The sequence below is a fragment of the Stenotrophomonas sp. A3_2 genome (genome assembly GCF_036624925.1).
Taxonomy (GTDB): domain Bacteria; phylum Pseudomonadota; class Gammaproteobacteria; order Xanthomonadales; family Xanthomonadaceae; genus Stenotrophomonas; species Stenotrophomonas hibiscicola.
Genome location: NZ_JAZKVY010000270.1, coordinates 28,056 through 49,689, shown reverse-complemented (window position 1 = coordinate 49,689; position 21,634 = coordinate 28,056). Strand labels below are relative to the sequence as shown.

The following is a 21,634-nucleotide window of genomic DNA, read 5'->3' as shown; positions in this document are numbered from 1 at the left end:
CGGCGTTCTACGCCCATTCCGCGGAGTTTGCCATGCGTGCCCTGTCCTGCCTTGGATGCCTGCTGCTGGCCAGTGCCAGCGCCGTGGCTGGCCCGGTCTATAAATGGAAGGACGCCCATGGCGTGACCCAGTACTCGGAGACCCCGCCGGCCGGCAAAAAGTACGAGACCCGGGAGCAGGCGCGCAGCCCGCAGACTGCAACAAGCACCCAGACTCCGGCTGCACCGGTGCCCGAGCAGTGCAGCACCGCCCGTGCCAACCTGGCCTTGCTGGATGGTGGCGGCCAGGTGATGCAGGACACCGATGGTGATGGCAAGGCCGATACCCCGTTGAGCCCGGAGCAGCGCACCGCGCAGAAGGGGCTGGCGGAGGCCGCGATCAAGGCGTACTGCCCACCGGCAAGTTAAGGGGGTCGGCAGGGCTGCGCCCTGCACCTGCAGAGGCTGCATGCAACGGCAACGGCAACGTCAAAAGCGGGCATTCCGTGGAATGGCGGGGCGGTGTCGGATTGCGGGGACGCCGCAAGTACGTCCATGTAGGCTTGGCAGCCGCATCCATGCGGCTGACACCCCGCAATCCGACACCGCCCCACCCCCGACAGATTCCCGGTGGCCAATAGATCCACGCCATGCGTGGATGAGATCTGTCGGATCTCGAATTGAATCCGGGGTCAGATCCGTTTTCCTGCGGAAAACGGATCTGGATCTGACCCCAGGAGCCATTCCGACAGCTCGCAGGAAACTGTCGAAGGCGGGGTGGGTCCGGTTGCGGGAGTGTCCGCGGCATGGATGCCGCGGCCAAGCCCCCATGGGTGAGGGCGCTTTGCTCGCGAAGCACTGCTTCGCAAGCGCCCGAACGCACAGCCGCCAGCGGCTGGGCCGGACCGCGGAGCGGGGTTTACGGCGTCTCCCGCAACCGGACCCCCCCCGCCATCCCACGGGAAGCCCGCTGTTGCTTCGACTGTTGCTTCTGAGGTTGCCGGCCAGCGGCCGGCACTACTGCGGGTGCAGGGCGCAGCCCTGCCGATACCCCTCCCCCCGGCCGGGCTGGCAGAATAGGCGTCTCTGCCGTTATCCGAAGCCGACGATGCGCCTCTCCCAGTTCCACCTGCACACCACCAAGGAAACCCCCAGCGACGCCGAGCTCACCAGCCACCGGCTGATGCTGCGCGCGGGCATGATCCGCAAGCTGGCATCGGGCCTGTACACCTGGTCGCCGCTGGGCCTGCGCGTGCTGCGCAAGGTCGAGCGCATCGTGCGCGAGGAAATGGACCGCGCCGGTGCCGTGGAATTCCAGATCCCGACCATCCAGCCGAAGGAACTGTGGGAGCAGACCGGGCGCTGGCAGAAGTTCGGCCCGCAGCTGCTGAAGATCAAGGACCGCAAGGACCAGGTGTTCTGCTACAGCCCGACCGCCGAGGAAGCCGCCTGCGACTTCGCGCGCAGCGAGCTGTCCAGCTACAAGCAACTGCCGGTGAACTTCTACCAGGTACAGACCAAGTTCCGCGACGAGATCCGCCCGCGTTTCGGCGTGATGCGTTCGCGCGAGTTCCTGATGAAGGACGCCTATTCGTTCCACCTGCACGACGAGTGCCTGGTGCGCGAATACGAGAACATGAAGTCGGCCTACAGCCGCATCTTCACCCGCCTCGGCCTGGACTTCCGCATGGTGCAGGCCGACTCCGGCGCAATCGGCGGCGATGCGTCGCAGGAATTCCACGTGATCGCCGATTCCGGTGAAGACGCGCTGGTGTTCTCCACCGGCTCGGACTACGCGGCCAACATGGAAGCGGCGATTGCCGCCGATCCGGCGCCGCGTGCGGCCGCCAGCGAAGCCATGCGCAAGGTCGACACCCCCACCCAGAAGACCTGCGAGGAGGTCGCGGCCCTGCTCGGCATCGACCTGCAGCGCACGGTGAAGTCGGTGGCGCTGATCGCGGGTGAAGGAAAGGCACAGCAGTTCGTGCTGGTACTGGTGCGCGGTGACCATGAAGTCAACGAGATCAAGCTGGCCAAGGTTGCCGGCCTGGACGAACAGCGCTTCGCCAGCGAGGCGGAAATCGCCGAGCATCTGGGCAGCGTGCCGGGCTTCCTCGGCCCGGTCGCCCCGGCCAAGCCCATCCGCGTGGTCGCCGATCGCGAAGTGGCGGCGATGTCGGACTTCGTCGTCGGCGCCAACGAAACCGGCTTCCACCTGGCCGGCGTCAACTGGGGCCGCGACCTGCCGGAACCGGAAGTGGCGGACATCCGCAACGTGCGTGCCGGTGACCGCGCACTGGACGGTGGCGAACTGAAGATTGCCCGTGGCATCGAAGTCGGCCACGTGTTCCAGCTCGGTCGCAAGTACGCCGAAGCGCTGGATGCCACCGTGCTGGATGAAAACGGCAAGGCGGCGGTGATGGCGATGGGCTGCTATGGCATCGGTATCTCGCGCGTGGTAGCTGCCGCGATCGAACAGAACCATGACGATGCCGGCATCATCTGGCCGGACGCGATGGCGCCGTGGCAGGTGGTGGTGTGCGTGATCAACCCGAAGGGCGATGCTGCCGTAGCCGACGCTGCGGCCAACCTGTTGCAGGAACTGCGCGATGCCGGCCTGGACGCGGCGCTTGACGATCGGGGCCTGCGCCCGGGCGCGATGTTCGCCGACATGGAACTGATCGGCATCCCGCACCGCGTGGTGGTCAGCGAACGCGGCCTGGCCGCCGGTACCTACGAATACCGCTCGCGCCGCGCCAGCGAAGCGGAAAGCCTGGACAAGGCCTCCCTGCTGCAGCGTCTGCAGGGCTGATCAGGAAAAAGACCGGGCCCTGCCCCGGTCTTTTTTTTCTGCCGCGGTCTTCCCCGATATTGCAGCGGACATAATCCGGTCAAAATCACCGCGACGGCGCCTGCATGCCGCCACGCCATGACCCGCCTGCATTTGTGCTGTGATTAATTCATCTCTATTCTGTCCGCCGACGCCATGGACTGGCTTGTCCCGTCCACACATTAGTTTCCGGAGTAACCGTAAATGAGCATTGACCTGACCGGCCTGTCAGCACGCGAGCTGGGCGCCCTGATCCGTACCGCCAAGAAGCAGCAGACCATCGTCGCCAAGCGCCGGCCGATCACCAAGGTCCGGGCCCAGCTGACCAAGCTGGCCAAGACCGAGGGTTACACCATCGAAGAACTGTTCGGCAGCGCCCCGGCCACGCGTGCCCGCAAGGCCGCTCCGGCCGCCAAGGCCCCGTCGAAGACCGCCGGCCGCAAGCTGGGCAAGGTTGCCCCGAAGTACCGCAACCCGGCCAACCCCAAGGAAACCTGGACCGGCCGTGGCAAGCAGCCGCGCTGGATGGCTGAGCTGACTGCCAAGGGCAACAAGAAGCCGGAAGATTTCCTGATCAAGAAGGCCTGAGGCCGGATCGGGATGCAATGAAAAACGCCGGCGAAAGCCGGCGTTTTTTTGTTTGTAGAGCCGAGCCCACGCTCGGCTATCCATATCCGAAGCCGAGCATGGGCTCGGCTCTACAGAGTCTTGCGGGCGGGCATCAGCAGATTGCCGAACAGCAGGCCGGCCACCAGTGCCATCACCACGTTGAGCACGGTAAGGAACACGCTCTGGCCGGCGCCCACGTCCTGCTGCTGGACCAGGGTCAGCACGCCGCGCAGGCTGGTGCTGCCGGGCACCATCATGATGATGCCGGGCAGGCGGATGATCGCGCCCGGACGCCCGACCAGACGACCGAACAGATTGCCACCGGCCGTCAGCAGCATCGCCGACAGGAAGATGCCGGCCGGCGCGCCCCAGGCGTGGCCGCCAAACTTGGAGATCGCATAACCGGCCACCGAGGCGGCAATCACCCACGGATAGTCGCGACGATTGGCCTTGAACAGCATCGCGAACGCGAATGCCGCGGTCAGCAGCGAGCCCCACTCCACCCACGGCCCCTGCGGCCGAGCCGCGCGGATCACCGGGTCCAGGCCGAGCACGTCGGCCAGGGTCACCGCGATCATCGCGCCGACGCTGAGCTTCATGATGGTGGTCAGCGCGCCGGCAAAGCGCGCGGTGCCCGATACCCAGTGCTGGCTGGCCAGTTCGTTGACCGCATTGGTCAGCGACATGCCGGGCAGCAGCACCACCAGCGAGGCGATGATCACCGTGTTGAGGTTGAGCGCACCAATAAAGGACGCAACCAGGGTGGCGACCAGGCCGGCCAACAGCGCGGCCAGTGCCTCGGCGGCTTCGCGGGTGGCCGGGCGACGGTCAGTGACCATGCCGAGCAGGCCGATCATCAGGCCGATGACACCGGCGGTCGCAATGTCCAGCCACGGCAGCTTCCACATGCCGGCCACGCCGGCCGCGCCAAGGGTGAACGAGAGGATCGTTCGCAGCTTGCCGCGCCGGCCCGGATCCTTGTCCAGCTGGCGCAGCGCGGTGTGGCCCTGGGCGATGCTCATCCGGCCGTTGGCCACTTCTTCGGCAATATGGTCGGCGACGCTGAGCTTGTGCAGGTCGTTCTCGCCGGGCGCCAGGCGGATCACCCGGGTGATGTCACTGGAGCCGATCGCCTGCGCCGGATCGCTGAAGCTGAGGATGATGCCGGTGGGGTTCGACCACGGTTCACAATCCAGGTCGAGCTGGCGAGCCAGTGCCACCACCGCCGTTTCCAGGCGCTGGGCCGTGGTGCCATAGCTGTGCAGGCGTCCGGCGATCTCGGAAACGAAGGCCACCCGCTGCGCGTAGGTGGCCTGGGGCGTGGGGATCGTGTGAGCATCTGCGGACATGCGCCGTAGTATTACCTAGGCGGGGCCTGACCGGAGAAATTCATCCGAGTTCGACGCGATGGCCAATACAGAACGGTTATGCTGCGACCGGAATGGCCCAAGTGACCCCGAACCACGCCCCCCAGCTCGAACAGGACGCCCATGATCCGGGCGTGATCCGCCTGTCCGGCACCTGGACCTTGAAGACCGCGCTGGCCGCGGCCGAGGTCCTGCGTGGCGTTCCTGACACGCTGACCGGCATCGATGCCACCGCCATCGAGAAGATGGATTCGGCCGGCGTGCTGCAGGTGCTGCGCGTGGCCCATCGCGCCGACCTCGGCGAAGACGCACTGAAGTTCCGCGCGGATCACCAGGCGCTGGTGTGCACCATCGAGGAAGTCGCCGACGACCGGCCCAAGCCCAAGCGCGACTTCGGCGTGCTGGCGGCACTGGAGCGGCTGGGTGTCAGCGTCCATGCCACCGGCCACAACATCAAGGCGCTGTGCAGTTTCCTCGGCGAGAACCTGGTCAAGGCGGCCCGCCTGGTCAAGGAACCGCGCCGCTTCCGCCTTACCGCCACTGTGCACCAGATGGAGCAGGTCGGGCTGGATGCGGTGCCGCTGGTGGCACTGCTGTCCTACCTGGTCGGTGCGGTGATCGCCTTCCTCGGCTCGACCATCCTGCGCGACTTCGGCGCCGAGATCTACGTGGTCGAACTGGTCAACATCGCCTTCCTGCGCGAGTTCGCGGTGCTGCTGACCGCGATCGTGCTGGCCGGCCGTACCGCCAGCGCCTTCACCGCACAGATCGGCGCGATGAAGGCGCGCGAGGAAATCGATGCGATGCGCACGCTGGGCCTGGACCCGGTCGACCTGCTGGTGCTGCCTCGCTTGCTGGCGTTGCTGGTCACCCTGCCCCTGCTGACCTTCATCGCGATGATCGCCGGCCTGGCCGGCGGCGTCACCGTCGGTGCGTTCGACCTCGACATCCCGCCGCAGATGTACATCGCGCGCATGCACGAGACCATGGAGGTGCGGCACATGCTGGTCGGCCTGTCGAAGGCGCCGGTATTCGCGCTGGTGATCGGCCTGATCGGCTGCCTGGAAGGCCTGAAGGTCGAAGGCACGGCACAGTCGGTAGGCGAACGCACTACTTCCAGCGTGGTGCAGACGATCTCGCTGGTGATCATCATCGACGCTTTCGCGGCGTTGTGGTTCATGCACATGGGCTGGTGACATGAGCACGCATCCGACGCCCGAAGACATTCCCATGCAGGACGACGACGGCCACGAGCTGGCCATCCGCGTGCGCGGCCTGGTCAACCGTTTCGGCAGCCAGACCGTGCACGAAGACCTGGACCTGGACGTGCGTCGCGGCGAGATCCTGGGAGTGGTCGGTGGCTCCGGCACCGGCAAGTCGGTGCTGATGCGCTCCATCCTGGGCCTGCGCACGCCCGACGAAGGCCAGATCGAAGTGCTGGGCCGCGACGCGCGTGCCGACGACGCCGAGAGCCGCCTGCACATCGAACGCAACACCGGCGTGCTGTTCCAGGACGGCGCACTGTTTTCGTCACTGACCGTGGGCGAGAACGTGCAGGTACCGCTGAAGGAACACCACCGCGAACTGCCCGAGCGCTGGCATTACGAGCTGGCACTGCTGAAGGTGAAGCTGGCCGGCCTGCCCGCCGACGCGATCAACAAGCTGCCCTCGCAGCTGTCCGGCGGCATGCGCAAGCGCGCCGGCCTGGCCCGGGCGCTGGCGCTGGACCCGCCGCTGCTGTTCCTGGACGAACCCACCGCCGGCCTCGACCCGATCGGCGCGGCCGCGTTCGACCGACTGATCAAGACCCTGCAGGAAGCGCTGGGGCTGACCGTGTTCCTGATCACCCACGACCTGGACACCCTGTACGCCATCTGCGACCGCGTGGCCGTGCTGGCCGACCGCAGGGTCGTTGCCAACGCCCCCCTCCCGGAAATCGAGAAACTGGATCATCCGTGGATCCAGGAATACTTCCACGGACCCCGCGCGCGCGCCGCGCGTGGCGAACAGATCGAGAGTGCCTGAGCCATGGAAACCAAAGCCAACTACGTGCTGATCGGCGCGTTCACCCTGATCACCGGCCTGGCCCTGCTGGCGTTCGGCCTGTGGGCGGCCAAGTACTCTTCCGACCGCACCTGGCAGGAATACCGCGTGGTGTTCCGCGAGGCGGTGACCGGCCTGTCGGTGGGCAGCCCGGTGCAGTACAACGGCATCGCGGTCGGGTCGATCGTCGAACTGAACCTGGTGCCGGACGACCCGCGCCAGGTGGTCGCACGCATCCGCCTGAACTCGACCACGCCGGTCAAGACCGATACCCGCGCCAAGCTGGCGATCACCAGCCTCACCGGCCCGTCGATCATCCAGCTCAGCGGCGGTACGCCGCAGTCGCCGGCGCTGACCACGGTCAACAAGGATCCGGCACCGATCATACCGACCACGCCGTCGGCGCTGCAGAACATCACCGATGTTGCCAACCGCATCGTCGAGCGCATGGACCAGATCCTCAGCGACCGCAATGTAGCCTCGATCAACGCCACGCTGGCCAACCTGGAGACCATCAGCGGTGGCCTGGCCGACCGCGACCAGGGTACCCAGGCGCTGCTGCTCAGCGCGCGCGATGCCGCCCGCAGCCTGGACACCACGCTGAAGACCACCAACGGCACCATCGAGCGCCTGGACAGGAACCTGGTGCAGCAGCTGCCGGGCATCATCGACAAGCTCGATGCCACCCTGGCCAAGCTCGACTCGGCCGCCGGCAACGCCGATTCGATCCTTGGCGAGAACCGCGCCGCGATCAACAGCTTCGCCAATGATGGCCTCGGCCAGCTCGGCCCGACGCTGACCGAACTGCGCGGCCTGATCCGCGACCTGCGCCGGGTCAGCGACCGCCTCGAGAACAACCCCGCGCGCTACCTGCTGGGCCGCGACGCACCGAAGGAGTTCGAACCCAAATGAGCCCGCCCCCCCTTCCGCGCCTGCTGCTGGCCGCTTCGATGGTCGCCCTGCTGGGCGGCTGCTCCATCCTTGGCAGCAGCGAGAAAACCGCAGTGACGCTGTACTCGCCCTCGGTGCAGGTGAAGGCCGACCCGGCGTGGCCACAGGCCAGCTGGCAGCTGGTACTGGCCAAGCCGAGCGCCGCGCGCCTGGTCGACAGCCCGCGCATCAATGTGCGGCCGACGCCTTCGCAGATGGAAATCTACAAGGGCGCCAGCTGGGCACAGCCGGCCACCGACATGATCGAGGACACCCTGCTGCGCGGCTTCGAGGATTCCGGGCGCATCCGCGGCGTGGCGCGCAGCACCGCCGGCATCCGTGCCGACTACAAGCTGTCCACCGACGTGCGCCGCTTCGAATCGGATTACCAGGGCCAGGCCACGCCGACCGTGGTGATCGAGGTCAACGCCAAGCTGATCCACGTCGCCGACCAGCGCGTGGTGGCCGACCGTACGTTCCGCCAGGCGCAGCCGGTCGGCAGCACCGACGTACCGGCGGTGACCGCGGCGTTCGAACGTGGCCTGCAGCAGCTTGCGCAGGATGTGGTGGGGTGGACACTGGTGAGCGGGCAGGCCGACCAGCCTAACGTCGCGCGCTGATCGATCAGCGCGGCGCAATCCAGCGGAACGTCAGGTTGATCCGCTCACCCTGCACCCGCGCCATCTTCGGAAGCGCGTGCTGGTAGAACCTCTGCGTCTGCCCCGCCATTACCAGCAGATCGCCATGGCCGAGCAGGTACTCGGCCTTGCGCGCCGGATCATCGCGCCGGCGCAGCAGGAATCGACGCGATGCGCCCAGACTCAGCGACCCAATCACCGGGGCCGGACCCAACTCCGGCTCGTCATCGCTGTGCCATCCCATGTAGTCGCCGCCGCCGCGATAGCGGTTCAGCAGCACGCTGTTGAAGCGGCCGAAGCCATCGTCCTGCAGGCGCTCGCGCATGCCCTGCAGGGACGGCGGCCACGGGTGCGGCACGAATTCTGCCCCCGAGTAGCGATAGCGCGCCTGCGGATCACCTATCCAGCAGCTCAACCGTGGCGAATCCACCCAGCTGCCGAACATGCGGATGCGATGCACCTCCCACGGCACGCCGGCTTGCAGATCGCGCTGCAAGGCATCGGCCTCGGCGGGAGACAGCCAGGCCGGGAGGTGGCGGACGTCGGCATCGGGAAGGTCGTGGGGGAACAGCATGGGCGCCCCAAGGGAAAGGGGGGGCGACCGAAGGCCGCCCCGGAACGTCAGCGGCGCGCGAACGCCACGCCCGTTTTTTCCTTCAGTTCGTCATTGCTGACACCCGGCGCCGCTTCCACCAGCACCAGACCAGCATCGGTGACGTCGAACACGGCCAGGTCGGTGATGATGCGGTCGACCACGCCGACGCCGGTCAGCGGCAGCGAGCATTCGGCCAGGATCTTGTGCTCACCGTTCTTGGCGGTGTGCTCCATCAACACCACCACGCGCTGCACGCCGGCGACCAGGTCCATCGCGCCGCCCATGCCCTTGACCATCTTGCCGGGCACCATCCAGTTGGCCAGGTCGCCCTTGTCGGTGACCTGCATGGCGCCGAGGATGGCCAGGTTGACGTGGCCACCGCGGATCATCGCGAAGCTGTCGTGGCTGCCGAAGTAGCTGGCGCCCGCACGTGCGGTGACCGTCTGCTTGCCGGCGTTGATCAGGTCGGCGTCGACCTCGGCGTCGGTCGGGAACGGCCCGATGCCCAGCAGGCCGTTCTCCGACTGCAGCCACACGTCCACGCCTTCGGGGATGTGGTTGGCGACCAGGGTCGGCAGGCCGATGCCCAGGTTCACGTAGGCACCATCGGTCAGTTCGCGGGCGGCACGCGCCGCCATCTCATCGCGGGTCCACGCCATGTCAGTTGCCCTCCGCGCGGATGGTGCGCTGTTCGATACGCTTCTCAGGATGCGCGTTGTGCACGATGCGGTGCACGTAGATGCCCGGCAGGTGCACCTGGTCCGGATCGATGGCACCCACCGGCACCACCTCTTCCACTTCCACGATGCAGACCTTGCCGGCCATCGCACAGGCGGGGTTGAAGTTGCGCGCGGTCTTGCGGAACACCAGGTTGCCGGCCTCGTCGGCCTTCCAGGCCTTGACCAGTGCCACATCGGCGCGCAGTGCGGTTTCCATCACGTAGTGCTTGCCGTCGAACTCGCGGGTTTCCTTGCCTTCGGCCACCACCGTGCCATAGCCGGTGGCGGTGAAGAACGCCGGAATGCCTGCGCCGCCGGCACGCAGGCGTTCGGCCAGGGTGCCCTGCGGGTTGAATTCCAGCTCGAGCTCGCCGGCCAGGAACTGCCGCTCGAACTCCTTGTTCTCGCCCACATAGGACGAAATCATCTTCTTTATCTGCCGGGTTTCCAGCAGCTGGCCCAGACCGAAACCATCGACCCCGGCATTGTTGGAGATCACGGTCAGGCCCTTGACGCCACTGTCGCGCAGCGCGGCGATCAATGCCTCGGGAATGCCACACAGGCCGAAGCCGCCCACGGCCAGCGTCTGGCCATCGGCGACCACCCCTTGCAGGGCCTCCGCCGCACTGGCGAAGCGCTTGCTGCGCTTGCCGGTGGAAGTCGATTGCTGCATTGCTGTACTACCCTGCACGTTGAGGATGACCGCATTCTAGCTGGAGGGCGGCGAAGGGCCTGGATGCGCCGCAGCATTGCACGGGCATCGCACAGGGTTCCGTAGAATGCCGGGTTCCCCTGCCAATGGCCGGCCCCGTGCCCGCCCCACCCTCGTTGATGGCCCATACCTACACCGAAGAAGACCTGCTCCGCTGGATGGAAGGCCGGACGCTGGAAATGAGCGACCATGGCCTGTCGGAAGTCCATAGCATGCGTCTGTTCGGTGACATTCTGGTCGCTGAGGTAAAGATCCCGGCCAAGTACTCCTACCGGGTGGAGATCGACCTGGCCGCCAGTCTTCGCCATCCGCGCAGCCTGCTGCGCAACCGGTGTTCCTGCCCGCTCGGCCACGACTGCATGCACGTGGCGGCTGTGCTGGCGCAGATGCTGCAGCAGATCGACCATACGCCCCCCATGCCCGACGACAGCAGCACGCTGCCAACGCTGCTGATCCGTTCGATGACCCCCGTCCTGCGCCTGCACACGGTCGAGTTCCGTCCGCCGTGGCTCGGCCCACGCGACCCTTCGCAATGGGCCGATATCGCCACCGTGGCCTTCGAATACGACGAGCACGTGCGGTTCCTGGATGATCCGAGCCTGTTCGCCCACGATCCGGAGGGCCAGCTTGCGCTGCTGCCCCGCGACCTGGCCGAGGAATCACGGCGCGAGGCCGAGCTGCGCACGGTGGGACTGCATCGCGACACGGCGCCGCGGGCGCCATTGGAGGGCGCAGGACCTCAGTTCCAGCTGCGCACCCATGACTGGACACGGTTCCTGCTGGACGACGTACCGCGCCTGGAAGCCTTGGGCTGGAAGGTAGAGACCGACGACGATTTCCGCCATCGCATCACCCGGGTGGATGAGATCGACCTGGACATCCAGGCGGACCCGGCGGATGCGGGCTGGTTCAACCTGGGCCTGGACATCCAGGTGGAAGGCCGCAACGTGTCGATGGTTCCGCTGCTGCAGCAGGTGCTGCAGTCCGATCCCCGCTGGATGCGTGGCCAGCTGGACGCCATCGGCGATGATGAGAACATCCTGTTGACGGCGGGCGACAACACGCGCCTGGCATTGCGGGCCGCACGACTGAAACCGATCATGGCCCTGTTGACGGATCTGTTCGCCCAGCGTGGCGCGCCGCTGCGCCTGTCTGTGCATGACCGTGGCCGCCTGCAGGCGCTGCAGGACACGGCGCGCCTGCAGTTCCGCGGGCGCAAGGACACCCAGGCACTGGTGCAGCGGCTGATGCAGGCACCCGCATTGGGCGAAGCGCCGCCGCCGGCAGGGCTGGTGGCAACGCTGCGTCCCTATCAGCGCGAAGGCCTGTCGTGGCTGCAGTACCTGCGCCAGCAGGGCCTGGGGGGCGTGCTGGCCGATGACATGGGCCTGGGCAAAACCGTGCAGACGCTGGCGCATGTGCTGGTCGAGAAGGAAGCCGGTCGCCTGGACCGTCCGACGCTGCTGGTGGTGCCCACTTCGCTGCTGCACAACTGGCAGAGCGAAGCGGCACGCTTCACCCCGGGCCTGCGCGTGCTGACCCTGCACGGGCCGGCACGTGAAACGCTGTTCGAGGCGATTCCCGGGCACGACCTTGTACTGACCACCTACCCTCTGCTGTGGCGCGACGAGCAGGCGCTGCAGGCACATACCTACCATCTGCTGATTCTGGATGAAGCCCAGCAAGTGAAGAATCCGAAGTCACGCGCGGCCATCACCCTGCGCACGCTGCAGGCGCGCCACCGGCTGTGCCTGACCGGCACGCCGCTGGAAAACCACCTGGGCGAACTGTGGACGCAGTTCGACTTCCTGCTGCCCGGCCTGCTAGGCAGCGAGAAACAGTTCAACCAGCATTGGCGCCATCCGATCGAACGTGGCAGCGACCACCGCCGCGCCACCTTGCTGGCGCAACGGCTGCGTCCGTTCATACTGCGCCGGCGCAAGGACCAGGTGGAGTCAGAGCTTCCGCCCAAGACCGTCATTACCCGCGCGGTGGAAATGGAGAGCGGCCAGCGTGATCTCTATGAAACCGTGCGCGCAGCGATGGAAAAGCAGGTGCGCGAAGCCATCAGCGGCAGCGGGCTGGCGCGCAGCCACATCGTGGTACTGGATGCGTTGCTGAAGCTGCGCCAGGTCTGCTGCGATCCGCGCCTGCTGCCTGGTGATGCCCCGGCGCGCAATGCGGGCTCAGCCAAGCTGGACCTGCTGCGCGAGATGCTGCCGTCGATGGTCGAGGAAGGCCGGCGCATCCTGCTGTTCTCGCAGTTCACCGGCATGCTCTCGCTGATCGCGCAGGCACTGGATCAGCTGGGCTTGGCCTATGTGACCCTGACCGGCGACACCCAGGACCGGGCCACGCCGGTGCAGCGCTTCATGCAGGGCGAGGTGCCGGTATTCCTGATCAGCCTGAAGGCAGGTGGCGTCGGGTTGAACCTGACCGCCGCCGATACCGTCATCCACTTCGACCCGTGGTGGAATCCGGCGGCCGAAAACCAGGCCAGCGATCGCGCCCATCGCATCGGCCAGCAGCAGCCGGTGTTCGTTTACCGGCTGATCGCCGCAGGCAGCATCGAAGAACGGATTGCCGAGCTGCAGGAGCGCAAGGCCACGCTGGCCGACGCCATTCTCGAAGGCGGCGGCGCTACGGGGCCACGCTTCAGCGAAGAAGACGTGCAGGCGCTGCTGGCGCCGTTGCCGGGCCTGCCGGCCAGACGCACCCGCAGGCCGGGCCGGCCGTCCACCACCCGCAGAGGAACGTAGAATCAGACCTGTTCGGCTGGAGCAAGAAAGCCGCAGTCTGAATGGCTCCAGCTGTTTTTGCTGGCTTGGCGAGGAGCGTCCGATCGCCAAGGACAGCGGCCCTGACCTGTCCGGCCAAGCGCGACTTTTGCCTTCCAACATCGCCGAATCTGCATGCACAGCACTGGCTCAGCCGTTGGCCGGAATCAACTCCCACATCACCCTCTTCAACCCGTCCTGCCAGGATGGCAGCACGAGGCCGAAATCCTGCTGGAACCGACGGTTGTCCAGCACCGACCAGGCCGGACGCTTGGCGGGCGTCGGATACTCTGAGCTGGGAATCGCCTCGACGGCGGGCACCTTCGGCAATACGCCAGTCGCCAGCGCCTCGGCAAAAATCGCCTCGGCAAAGCCATGCCAGCTGGTCTGGCCACTGGCGGTCAGGTGCCAGGTGCCCGACAACTGCCCTGGGTGCTGCAGTGCCTGCGCGGTGACATCGGCGATCAGCGCCGCCGGCGTCGGCGTACCCACCTGGTCAGCCACCACGCGCAGCTGCTCTCGCTCGGCGCCGACGCGCAGCATGGTGCGCAGGAAATTTGCACCGTGTGAGGCATATACCCAGGCGGTGCGAAAAATCAGATGGCGACCGGCGGCAGCGCGGATGGCATTCTCCCCATCACGCTTGCTGGTGCCATAGACACCCAAAGGCGCAGTCAAATCGTCTTCCTGGTACGGCCTGTGCCCCTGCCCATCGAAAACATAATCGGTAGAGTAATGCACCAGCGGCACGCCGCGCGTGGCACACCAACGCGCGATCACGCCTGGAGCGATAGCGTTGGCCGTGAATGCTGCTTCCATGTCCTGCTCGGCTCGATCAACCGCCGTATACGCAGCGGCGTTGACGACGGCCGAAGGCTGCACGCTGTCCAGCAGGGCTGGCAGAAGCTCGGGGCGATTGAAATCTGCGATCTCACAGGCGCTGCCATCGGGCAACCTGCCGGTCCGGGTTGTCGCGACCACCGGTTCCGATGACCCCAATGCCCGCAGCAGCTCCTGGCCAAGCTGGCCATTGCCGCCAAGAACCAACGTGGTCATGCAGCAAACACCGGCAGACGCTCGTCTGCAATATCAACCAGGAAAGGCGCGCGCTCGTCCTTGGGCGACAGCGTCGGCGAGCCCAGCGGCCAATCCACGGCAATCGCGCCGTCATTCCAGCGAATGCCGGCGTCGGCCTCGGGCACGTAGACATCAGTGCACAGGTAGTGGAAAAGTGCGGATTCGGACAGCACGGCAAAACCATGCGCGAAGCCCTCTGGGATCCAGAACTGACGCTTGTTCTGCGCACTCAGCACAACCGCCTCCCACTGACCGAAGGTCGGCGAACCGCGACGGACGTCCACGGCAACATCATAAACTTCGCCTTCCAGAACGCTCACCAGCTTGCCCTGCGGGCGCGGCCACTGATAGTGCAGGCCGCGTAGAACCCCCTTGCTGGAGGATGACACATTGCTCTGCACGAACTGCGTGGGCAACCCGAGCTCACCGAAACGCGCAGCGTTCCAGCCTTCGAAGAAGAATCCACGTTCGTCGCCGAACACTTTCGGTTCAATCACAACACAGCCCGGCAAGCGGGTTTCAATCACCTTCACGGAACCACCCCACGCAGTGCCAGTTTCTGCAGATATTGGCCGTAGCCATTCTTGATCAACGGTGCAGCCAGTGCTTCCAGCTGCTCGGCGCTGATCCAGCCCTTGCCGAAGGCGATTTCCTCGGGGCAGCAGACCTGCAGTCCCTGCCGGGTCTGGATGGTCTCGATGAAGTTGGAGGCTTCCAGCAGCGACTGGTGGGTGCCGGTATCGAGCCAGGCATAGCCACGGCCGAGCGCTTCCAGGTGCAGGTTGCTCTCGCCCAGATAGCGCTTGTTGAGATCGGTGATCTCCAGCTCGCCGCGCGGCGACGGCTTCAGCTCGGACGCGTAATCGCTGGCCTTGCCGTCATAGAAGTACAGGCCAGTCACCGCATAGTTCGAACGCGGGTTTTCCGGCTTCTCCACCAGGTCGATGACCTTGCCGCTCTTGTCGAACTCGGCCACGCCATAGCGCTCCGGATCATTCACCCAGTAGCCGAACACGGTGGCACCGTCGGTGCGCTCATCGGCGCGCTTGAGCACGTCGCGCAGGCCGTGACCGTGGAAGATGTTGTCGCCCAGAACCAGGCAGCTCGGCTGTCCGTCCAGGAACTCCCGGCCGATCAGGTAGGCCTGGGCCAGGCCATCGGGGCTGGGCTGCACGGCGTACTGGATATCCATGCCCCACTGCGAGCCGTCACCCAGCAGCTGCTGGAACAAGACCTGTTCGTGCGGGGCGTTGATGATCAGCACCTCGCGGATGCCCGCCAGCATCAGCACGCTGAGCGGGTAGTAGATCATCGGCTTGTCGTACACCGGCAGCAGCTGCTTGCTGACGCCCTTGGTGATCGGATACAGCCGGGTGCCGGAGCCGCCGGCGAGGATGATGCCCTTGCGCTGCGTCATGGTGTCTCCCGGGTTCAGGCTGCGGTGCCGATGCGCTGCAGGCGGTAGCTGCCGTCCAGCACGCCGTTGACCCATTCCTGGTTGTCCAGGTACCAGTCGACGGTGAAGGTGATGCCCTGCTCGAAGGTGTAGGCCGGTTCCCAGCCCAGGTCGTTCTTCAGCTTGGACGCATCGATCGCATAGCGGCGGTCATGGCCGGGGCGGTCGGTGACGTAGGTGATCTGGCTGCTGCGCGGCTGGCCATCCGCACGCGGGCGGCGCTGGTCCAGCAGTGCGCAGATGGCCTGCACCACTTCGATGTTCTGTTTTTCCGAATTGCCACCGACGTTGTAGGTCTCGCCAACCTGGCCCTTGGCCAGCACGGTGCGGATCGCCTCGCAGTGATCGGACACGAACAGCCAGTCGCGCACCTGCTTGCCGTCGCCGTACACCGGCAGCGGCTCGCCGGCCAGCGCCTTGGCGATCACCAGCGGGATAAGCTTCTCGGGGAAGTGGTACGGGCCGTAGTTGTTGGAGCAGTTGGTGGTCAGCACCGGCAGCCCGTAGGTGTGGTGGAACGCACGGACCAGGTGGTCCGAGGCGGCCTTCGACGCCGAGTACGGGGAATTCGGAGCATACGGCGTGGTTTCGCTGAACTTGCCGGTCTCACCCAGGGTGCCGTACACCTCGTCAGTGGATACGTGCAGGAAGCGGAAGGCCGCGCCCTGCTCGGCCGGCAGCGCCTTCCAGTAATCGCGGACCGCCTCCAGCAGGCCCAGGGTGCCCACCACGTTGGTCTGGATGAAGGCGCCAGGACCGTCGATGGAGCGATCCACGTGGCTCTCGGCAGCAAAGTTGAGCACGGCGTCCGGCCGGTGCTCGGCCAGCAGGCGGGTGACCAGCGCCTGATCGCCGATGTCGCCCTGCACGAACACGTGATTCGGGTTGCCGTCCAGGCTGGACAGGGTCTTCAGATTGCCGGCGTAGGTCAGCGCATCGAGGTTGATGACTTTGACGCCGCGCGCGACGGCCTCGAGAACGAAGTTACCGCCAATGAATCCGGCGCCGCCGGTGACAAGCCATGTGGGCACTACCTGTTCTCCTGTTCGACCGTTCGCACCGGGGCGCGGGGGAGCACCGGATACAGCGCGACAGGATACATGTCGCCCCTTCGCGGCTGACATCCGCACGTGAATGAGCCCCTTGCCCTCATTATCTTCTGCATCGCAGCAAAACCATACGCGTTCGCATGGTAGCTTCCAGCCAGTTAGAATCGGGGTCCCACCCCCGAACCGGTTGCTGTGCGAGGACCGGACGTTCTCCCCGTTATTGAAGGACCCCGTACCAGATGAAAATCCTCGTCGCGTACAAGCGCGTGGTGGACTACAACGTCCGCATTCAGGTCAAGCCGGACGGTTCCGGCGTGGTCACCGACGGCGTCAAGCTGTCTCCCAATCCCTTCGATGAAATCGCTCTGGAAGAAGCCCTGCGCCTGCGCGACAAGGGCATCGCCAGCGAAGTGGTGGTCGCCACCATTGCTCCGGCCGATGCCCAGGCGCACCTGCGCAACGGCCTGGCCATGGGCGCCAATCGCGCCATTCACGTCGTTACCGACCAGGCCATCCAGCCGCTGACAGCCGCACGCACCCTGCTCAAGCTGATCGAGAAGGAACAGCCGGACCTGGTGATCCTGGGCAAGCAGGCCATCGACGACGACGCCAACCAGACTGGCCAGATGCTGGCCACGCTGTGGGGCCGCCCGCAGGCGACCTTCGCCAGCAAGCTGGAGATTGCTGATGGCAAGGCCACGGTGACCCGCGAAGTCGACGCCGGCCTGGAAACGCTGGAAGTGGACCTGCCGGCAGTGGTCACCACCGATCTGCGCCTGAACGAGCCGCGCTTCATCAAGCTGCCGGACATCATGAAGGCCAAGGCCAAGCCGCTGGAGACCCTGCAGCTGGCCGATCTGGGCGTTGAAGCCGCCGATACCTTCAAGACCACCCAGTATGCCGCGCCGTCCAAGCGCAGCAAGGGTGTGATGGTCAAGGACGCGGCTGAACTGGTGGCCGCACTCAAGCAGAAGGGGTTGCTGTAATGAGCAGGATTCTCGTCATCGCCGAACACCACGACGGCAAGCTCAACGCCGCCACCGCCAAGACCGTAAGCGCTGCTGCCGCCATCAGCGGTGCCAGCATCGACGTGCTGGTGCTGGCCGCCGATCCGGCCGCCGTTGCCGCTGAGGCCGCGAAGATCGCTGGCGTCGCCAAGGTTCTGACCGTGGCCAACGCTGCCAACGCGCAGGCCATCGCCCAGGTGCTGGCGCCGCAGATCGCGCAGCTGGCCAAGGGCTACACCCACGTGTTCGGCCCGTCGACCACCTTCGGCAAGGACCTGATGCCGTGCGTGGCCGCCCTGCTCGGCGTCAACCAGGTCTCCGACCTGATGACCGTCGAAGGCAGCCACACCTTCAAGCGCCCGATCTACGCCGGCAACGCGATCATCACCGTGGAAGTCCCGGCCGACCAGATCGTGGTCGCCACCGTGCGTGCCGCCTCGTGGCCGGAAGCCGCCCAGGGTGGCAGTGCCGCCGTTGAAGCGGCCAGTGTCGATGCTGCCCTGCCGACCCACACCCGTTTCGTCGGCCTCGCCGCAGGTGCCAGCGACCGCCCGGACCTGCAGAGCGCCAAGCGCGTGGTCTCCGGTGGCCGCGGCGTCGGTTCGGAAGAGAACTTCAAGGTCATCTTCCAGCTGGCCGACAAGCTCGGCGCCGCCGTCGGTGCCTCGCGCGCCGCGGTCGATGCCGGCTACGTGCCCAGCGACCTGCAGGTGGGCCAGACCGGCAAGATCATCGCCCCGGAGCTGTATGTGGCGGTGGGCATCAGCGGTGCGATCCAGCATCTGACCGGCATCAAGGACGCCGGCACGATCGTCGCGATCAACAAGGACGGTGATGCGCCGATTTTCGAGATCGCTGACATCGGCCTGGTCGGGGATCTGTTCACGATCCTGCCGGAGCTGGAAACAGCACTGAACTGAAGACACCTGAAAGATGCCACGGAATCAAAAGGTTACGTGGCATCTCCAACCGTCTCGGGGCCCGCAGGGACGCTGGCCTGGATCACTCGTCCTTGCATTACCTATCGCTATAATCCCGGGTCAACCCGTGTAAGGACTGCATTGATGACGCTTCCGTGTTTCAAGGCCTATGACATCCGTGGCCGCGTTCCGGATGAACTGGATGAACGCCTTGCCTGCCGTATCGGCGCCGGCACCGCCGCGTTGCTGGGCCCGGGACCGGTGGTGGTTGGACACGACATCCGCTTGAGCAGCCCCGCGCTGCTGCAGGCCGCCATCAAGGGCCTGACCGCCAGCGGCCGTGACGTCATCGACATCGGCATGTGTGGCACCGAGGAGGTCTATTTCCAGACGTTCCACCGCCATGCCGCCGGCGGCATCATGGTCACCGCCAGCCACAACCCGATGGACTACAACGGGATGAAGCTGGTGCGCGACGGCGCCAAGCCGATCAGCGGTGACACCGGCCTGTTCGATATCCGCGATTTCGCCGCCTCCGATGCCCCGCTCGGCAACGGCACTGGAAGCGTGACCCAGGATGCCGACAAGTCGGCCTATATCCAGCACCTGCTCGGCTATGTCGATCGCGCCAGCCTGACGCCGCTGAAGATCGTCACCAATTCCGGCAACGGCGGCGCGGGACTGGTCATCGACCAGCTGGCTCCGCACCTGCCGTTCGAGTTCATCCGCATCCAGCATGAGGCCGACGGCAGTTTCCCGAACGGCATCCCCAATCCGCTGCTGCCGGAGAACCGCGCGGCCACGCGCGATGCCGTGCGCGCCCATGGCGCCGACTTCGGCATCGCCTGGGATGGCGACTTCGACCGTTGCTTCTTCTTCGATGCCGAAGGCAACTTCATCGAGGGCTACTACCTGGTCGGCCTGCTGGCCACCGCCCTGCTGACCCGCCAGCCGGGCGGCAAGATCATCCACGACCCGCGCCTGACCTGGAACACCGTGGAAATGGTCGAGCAGGCCGGCGGCGTGCCGATCATGAGCAAGACCGGCCATGCGTTCATCAAGGAACGCATGCGCGCCGAAGACGCCATCTACGGTGGTGAAATGAGCGCGCATCACTACTTCCGAGAATTCGCCTACTGCGATTCGGGGATGATCCCGTGGTTGCTGATCGCACAGCTGGTATCCAGCACGGGTAAATCGCTGGGCGAGCTGGTCGCCGACCGTATGAAGGCTTACCCGTGCAGCGGCGAGATCAACTTCCGCGTGGACGATGCCAAGGCCACGGTCGCGCGCGTGCTGGCTCATTTCGAGGCTCAGCAGCCGGTCCTGGATCGCACCGACGGCGTCAGCGCCGACTTTGCCGAATGGCGCTTCAACCTGCGCAGCTCCAATACCGAACCGCTGCTGCGGCTGAACATCGAGACCCGTGGCGATGAAGCATTGCTGCGGGACCGAATCCGCGAGCTGACCGCCCTGATTGGCGGCACGCCAGCCAATCACTGAGAAGGACATACTTCGCATGACCCCAATTGTCCCCGTCATTCTGTCCGGCGGCTCGGGCACGCGGCTGTGGCCGCTGTCGCGCGAGGCCTATCCGAAGCAGTTCCTGCCGCTGGTCGGCGATGACACCATGCTGCAGGCCACCTGGAAGCGGGTTGCTTCCATCGCCGGCGCGGCACCGATCGTGGTCGCCAACCAGGAGCACCGCTTCATGGCTGCCGAGCAGCTGCGCGAGTGCAAGGTGCTGCCGCAGGCACTGATCCTCGAGCCGGTAGGCCGCAATACCGCTCCGGCCATCGCGATCGCCGCGCTGCAGGCCTTGGCCAATGGCGATGACGCGCTGCTGCTGGTGCTGCCGTCCGACCACGTGGTCCGCAACGAAGCGGCCTTCCACGCGGCGGTCAAGCAGGCCGCCCTCGCTGCCGAGTCCGGCAAGCTGGTCACCTTCGGCATCGTGCCGACCGCACCGGAAACCGGCTACGGCTACATCAAGGCCGCTGCAGGCGAAGGCGTGCGCGCCGTCGACCGTTTCGTCGAAAAGCCCGATCTGGCCACCGCCGAACAGTACGTCGCTTCCGGCGAGTACTTCTGGAACAGCGGCATGTTCCTGTTCAAGGCCTCGCGTTACCTGAAGGAGCTGGAAGCCCTGCAGCCTGCGATCCTGGCCGCCTGCCGCCAGGCGCTCGACAAGGCCGCCCGCGACAACGACTTCATCCGCCTGGATGCAGAGGCCTTCGCCGCCAGCCCGAACGACTCCATCGACTACGCCGTGATGGAAAAGACCGCCGACGCCGCCGTCGTACCGCTCGATGCCGAGTGGAACGACGTTGGATCGTGGTCGGCGCTGTGGGAGGTGTCCGACAAGGACGCCGACGGCAATGCCTGCCATGGCGATGTGATCGCCCTGGACTGCAAGGACAGCTACGCTTATGGCAATCGCCTGATTGCGATGGTTGGCCTGCAGGACATCGTGATCGTTGAAACCGATGACGCCGTGTTCGTGGGCCACAAGGACCGCGTACAGGACGTCAAGGAGATCGTCGGCCAGATCAAGCGCAATGGTCGCAGCGAAGCCGCCGCTCACCGCAAGGTCTACCGCCCTTGGGGCGCCTACGACTCCATCGACAACGGCGCGCGGTTCCAGGTCAAGCGCATCACCGTTAAGCCAGGCGCAACGCTGAGCCTGCAGATGCACCACCACCGTGCCGAGCACTGGATCGTGGTCAGCGGCACTGCCGAAGTCACCCGTGGCGATGAGGTGATCCTGCTGTCGGAGAACCAGAGCACGTATATTCCGCTGGGCGTGACCCATCGTCTGAAGAACCCGGGCAAGCTACCGCTGGAGCTGATTGAAGTTCAGTCAGGCAGCTACCTAGGTGAGGACGACATCGTGCGTTTCGAAGACAGCTACGGGCGCGCCTGAGCCC

General features: G+C 65.9%; 20 protein-coding genes. 12 read left to right on the top strand and 8 right to left on the bottom strand.

Going from position 1 to position 21,634, the window contains the following annotated elements:
- The first annotated feature begins 32 nt into the window (after positions 1-32).
- The 3 genes from R5H29_RS12910 to R5H29_RS12900 all read left to right on the top strand — a co-directional run bounded on the left by R5H29_RS12910 (position 33) and on the right by R5H29_RS12900 (position 3,396).
- Positions 33-407: a DUF4124 domain-containing protein gene (locus R5H29_RS12910; RefSeq protein WP_111097818.1), complete on the top strand. Its 375-nt coding sequence runs from the start codon at positions 33-35 to the stop codon at positions 405-407.
- 679 nt (positions 408-1,086) lie between these two features.
- The gene (locus R5H29_RS12905) at positions 1,087-2,790 is read left to right on the top strand and encodes a proline--tRNA ligase (protein WP_058981022.1); all 1,704 of its coding nucleotides are present in this window, start codon (positions 1,087-1,089) and stop codon (positions 2,788-2,790) included.
- Positions 2,791-3,012: 222 nt separating this feature from the next.
- Positions 3,013-3,396: an H-NS family nucleoid-associated regulatory protein gene (locus R5H29_RS12900; protein WP_010480700.1), complete on the top strand. Its 384-nt coding sequence runs from the start codon at positions 3,013-3,015 to the stop codon at positions 3,394-3,396.
- Between the two features lie 110 nt (positions 3,397-3,506).
- Here R5H29_RS12900 and R5H29_RS12895 read toward each other — a convergent pair whose 3' ends face one another.
- Positions 3,507-4,766: a threonine/serine exporter ThrE family protein gene (locus tag R5H29_RS12895; protein ID WP_019660983.1), complete on the bottom strand. Its 1,260-nt coding sequence runs from the start codon at positions 4,764-4,766 to the stop codon at positions 3,507-3,509.
- A 92-nt stretch (positions 4,767-4,858) separates the two neighbouring features.
- Here R5H29_RS12895 and R5H29_RS12890 point away from each other — a divergent pair, with 92 nt between their 5' ends.
- From R5H29_RS12890 to R5H29_RS12875, 4 genes are read left to right on the top strand one after another with little or no spacing between them, the layout of a single operon-like run.
- A complete protein-coding gene (locus R5H29_RS12890; RefSeq protein WP_019660982.1) occupies positions 4,859-5,980 on the top strand; it encodes an ABC transporter permease in 1,122 nt (373 codons plus the stop codon).
- 1 nt (position 5,981) lies between these two features.
- On the top strand, positions 5,982-6,809 hold the full coding sequence (locus R5H29_RS12885) for an ABC transporter ATP-binding protein (protein WP_021202702.1): 828 nt from the start codon (positions 5,982-5,984) through the stop codon (positions 6,807-6,809).
- A 3-nt stretch (positions 6,810-6,812) separates the two neighbouring features.
- Positions 6,813-7,739, top strand: a complete 927-nt coding sequence (locus R5H29_RS12880) for an MlaD family protein (protein ID WP_019660980.1) — start codon at positions 6,813-6,815, stop codon at positions 7,737-7,739.
- The gene (locus tag R5H29_RS12875) at positions 7,736-8,377 is read left to right on the top strand and encodes an ABC-type transport auxiliary lipoprotein family protein (protein WP_021202701.1); all 642 of its coding nucleotides are present in this window, start codon (positions 7,736-7,738) and stop codon (positions 8,375-8,377) included. The genes R5H29_RS12880 and R5H29_RS12875 overlap by 4 nt, the downstream gene beginning before the upstream one ends.
- A 4-nt stretch (positions 8,378-8,381) precedes the next feature.
- Here the strand turns inward: R5H29_RS12875 and R5H29_RS12870 are convergent, their stop codons facing one another.
- From R5H29_RS12870 to R5H29_RS12860, 3 genes are read right to left on the bottom strand one after another with little or no spacing between them, the layout of a single operon-like run.
- Complete coding sequence (locus R5H29_RS12870; RefSeq protein ID WP_171953398.1) at positions 8,382-8,969, bottom strand: alpha-ketoglutarate-dependent dioxygenase AlkB; 588 nt, start codon at positions 8,967-8,969, stop codon at positions 8,382-8,384.
- A 47-nt stretch (positions 8,970-9,016) separates the two neighbouring features.
- Complete coding sequence (locus R5H29_RS12865) at positions 9,017-9,649, bottom strand: CoA transferase subunit B (RefSeq protein ID WP_111097811.1); 633 nt, start codon at positions 9,647-9,649, stop codon at positions 9,017-9,019.
- 1 nt (position 9,650) lies between these two features.
- On the bottom strand, positions 9,651-10,382 hold the full coding sequence (locus R5H29_RS12860) for a CoA transferase subunit A (protein ID WP_111097810.1): 732 nt from the start codon (positions 10,380-10,382) through the stop codon (positions 9,651-9,653).
- Between the two features lie 158 nt (positions 10,383-10,540).
- Here R5H29_RS12860 and R5H29_RS12855 point away from each other — a divergent pair, with 158 nt between their 5' ends.
- Positions 10,541-13,180: a DEAD/DEAH box helicase gene (locus R5H29_RS12855; protein ID WP_332329259.1), complete on the top strand. Its 2,640-nt coding sequence runs from the start codon at positions 10,541-10,543 to the stop codon at positions 13,178-13,180.
- Positions 13,181-13,348: 168 nt separating this feature from the next.
- Here the strand turns inward: R5H29_RS12855 and rfbD are convergent, their stop codons facing one another.
- Genes rfbD through rfbB form a run of 4 tightly spaced genes read right to left on the bottom strand, consistent with a single transcriptional unit; the run spans position 13,349 to position 16,762 of the window.
- Positions 13,349-14,254 carry a dTDP-4-dehydrorhamnose reductase gene (gene rfbD, locus R5H29_RS12850; RefSeq protein ID WP_227844418.1) on the bottom strand — a complete coding sequence of 302 codons (906 nt, stop codon included), beginning with the start codon at positions 14,252-14,254 and terminating at the stop codon, positions 13,349-13,351.
- Positions 14,251-14,808 (bottom strand): dTDP-4-dehydrorhamnose 3,5-epimerase, encoded by a 558-nt coding sequence (gene rfbC, locus R5H29_RS12845; RefSeq protein WP_197575755.1) that lies wholly within the window; start codon positions 14,806-14,808, stop codon positions 14,251-14,253. The genes rfbD and rfbC overlap by 4 nt, the downstream gene beginning before the upstream one ends.
- Positions 14,805-15,692 (bottom strand): glucose-1-phosphate thymidylyltransferase RfbA, encoded by an 888-nt coding sequence (gene rfbA, locus R5H29_RS12840; RefSeq protein WP_197575756.1) that lies wholly within the window; start codon positions 15,690-15,692, stop codon positions 14,805-14,807. The genes rfbC and rfbA overlap by 4 nt, the downstream gene beginning before the upstream one ends.
- A 14-nt stretch (positions 15,693-15,706) precedes the next feature.
- Positions 15,707-16,762, bottom strand: coding sequence for a dTDP-glucose 4,6-dehydratase (rfbB, locus tag R5H29_RS12835; RefSeq protein WP_019660969.1), 1,056 nt, complete (start codon positions 16,760-16,762; stop codon positions 15,707-15,709).
- A 257-nt stretch (positions 16,763-17,019) separates the two neighbouring features.
- Here rfbB and R5H29_RS12830 point away from each other — a divergent pair, with 257 nt between their 5' ends.
- The 4 genes from R5H29_RS12830 (at position 17,020) to R5H29_RS12815 (ending at position 21,630) form a co-directional block, all read left to right on the top strand.
- Entirely contained in the window at positions 17,020-17,766 is a 747-nt protein-coding gene (locus tag R5H29_RS12830; RefSeq protein ID WP_019660968.1) for an electron transfer flavoprotein subunit beta/FixA family protein, read from the top strand.
- Positions 17,766-18,707 carry an electron transfer flavoprotein subunit alpha/FixB family protein gene (locus tag R5H29_RS12825; protein ID WP_197575757.1) on the top strand — a complete coding sequence of 314 codons (942 nt, stop codon included), beginning with the start codon at positions 17,766-17,768 and terminating at the stop codon, positions 18,705-18,707. The genes R5H29_RS12830 and R5H29_RS12825 overlap by 1 nt, the downstream gene beginning before the upstream one ends.
- Before the next feature lie 144 nt (positions 18,708-18,851).
- The gene (locus R5H29_RS12820) at positions 18,852-20,210 is read left to right on the top strand and encodes a phosphomannomutase (RefSeq protein WP_332329251.1); all 1,359 of its coding nucleotides are present in this window, start codon (positions 18,852-18,854) and stop codon (positions 20,208-20,210) included.
- 16 nt (positions 20,211-20,226) lie between these two features.
- Positions 20,227-21,630 (top strand): mannose-1-phosphate guanylyltransferase/mannose-6-phosphate isomerase, encoded by a 1,404-nt coding sequence (locus tag R5H29_RS12815; RefSeq protein WP_197575759.1) that lies wholly within the window; start codon positions 20,227-20,229, stop codon positions 21,628-21,630.
- Positions 21,631-21,634 lie beyond the last annotated feature (4 nt).